1 pseudogene is annotated in these 1,558 nt (G+C 60.5%); it reads right to left on the reverse strand.

Features of this window, described 5'->3' with window-relative positions:
- Positions 1–1,501 (reverse strand): annotated as a pseudogene (locus tag NKH03_RS34655) (hypothetical protein); the annotation flags it as partial.
- Between the last annotated feature and the right edge of the window lie 57 nt (positions 1,502–1,558).

Genomic DNA, 1,558 nt, shown 5'->3' on the forward strand with positions numbered 1-1,558 from the left:
CTTCTTTGTACTCTTTGATGAGAGCCGCTGTGTAATCTCTGATGAGCGCGGCGTCGGCAGGGTAGGGATTCCGGACAGGGCGGTCCACCACTGGCGCTCCGCCCGCCCACGTCTTGAGACGACCCAGTGCCACAGCCACGTTCGAGGAGCCACTCTCGCGCTGGTACTCCTTGAGATCCTGATCCAGCAACGGATCGTCAAGCCGAGCAGCAAATCCCGGCTTGTTGTTTTTAACGAGCCAATGACCAAAGCCGGAAAGAGAATTTGCGTAGCGCGTGACCGTGCGCCGGCTGGCCCCCGCGTAAGCTGACCTCAGCCCTTCGACAACGGTCGCATCGTTGGAATAAAGAGGACCCTTGTCGTGACCGGAGACCACTATTGGAGGATCTGGCTGCACCGCCGCCGGCACAGAACGAGCATGGTCACGCAACTCGACCCGTGCGGGGGGATTCAGATCAACCACTGACGAATCCGGCGCATGATGATGGCGCGCCGTTGAGTGACCCGGCTGCAGCACCGAGGCACCTGGCATCGACCCACTGCCTCCGGTATGCAGTGCCGCGGCGTGTTCTTGTCCGCTCCCTTGCATCATGGGCTGCGCTTCCCATGGCAATGCACCCACTTGATGGGTGGGGGCCTGCATCAGCACGCGAGCGCCTGAATTGCCGATCTCGCTCAGCTGCTTAGCTTTCCCAGGGAGATACTCTGGCCGACCCAATGCCTTCTGCGGCCCGCTGTGCTGCGCAGCGGCGTCCCCAATGGCACGAGCCTCCATGCCGACTACGTCTTCCCGACGAGCAGCAAGGGCAATTTTTTCGCGCCCGGGTGCGGACTTCCGGAGATGAGCTAGTGCAGCCATCCTCCGGTCACCACTGGAGTCCTTATAGCGTTTGGCATCTTCATCCAGCGACCCCTCGTGAAGCCGAGCCGCAATCCCCGGCTTTTTGTTTTCAACCAGGTATTGACTGAAACGTCTAAGAGCAGATCCATAGGCCTCAATGGTTTTGGGATTCAGCCCGGTCGCAGGCGCTTCTTTGTGCTCTTTGATGAGAGCCGCTGTGTACTCTTTGATGAGCACGGCGTCGGCAGGGTCGGGATTCAGGGCAGGGCGGTCCCTCACTGGCGCTCCGCCCGCCCACGTCTTGAGACGACCCAGTGCCACAGCCACATTCGAGGAGCCACTCTCGCGCTGGTACTCCTTGAGATCCTGATCCAGCAACGGATCGTCAAGCCGAGCAGCAAATCCCGGCTTGTTATTAGCAAAGAGCCAACGACCAAAGCCGAGAAGAGAATTTACATGGTCCGTGACCGTGCGCTCCTTGGCCTTACCCGCGTAGGCTGACCTCAGCCCTTCGACAACGGTCGCATCGTTGGAATAGAGAGGACGCTTGCAGCCGCGACCGTCGGAGACCACTATTGGAGGATCTGGCTGCACCGCCGCCGGCACAGAACGAGCATGGTCACGCAACTCGAACGGTGCGGGGGGATTCAGATCAACCACTGACGAATCCGGCGCATGATGATGGCGCGCCGTTGAGTGACCCGGCTGCAGCACCGA

The sequence above is a fragment of the Mesorhizobium sp. M1406 genome (assembly GCF_040317555.1).
Lineage (GTDB): Bacteria > Pseudomonadota > Alphaproteobacteria > Rhizobiales > Rhizobiaceae > Mesorhizobium.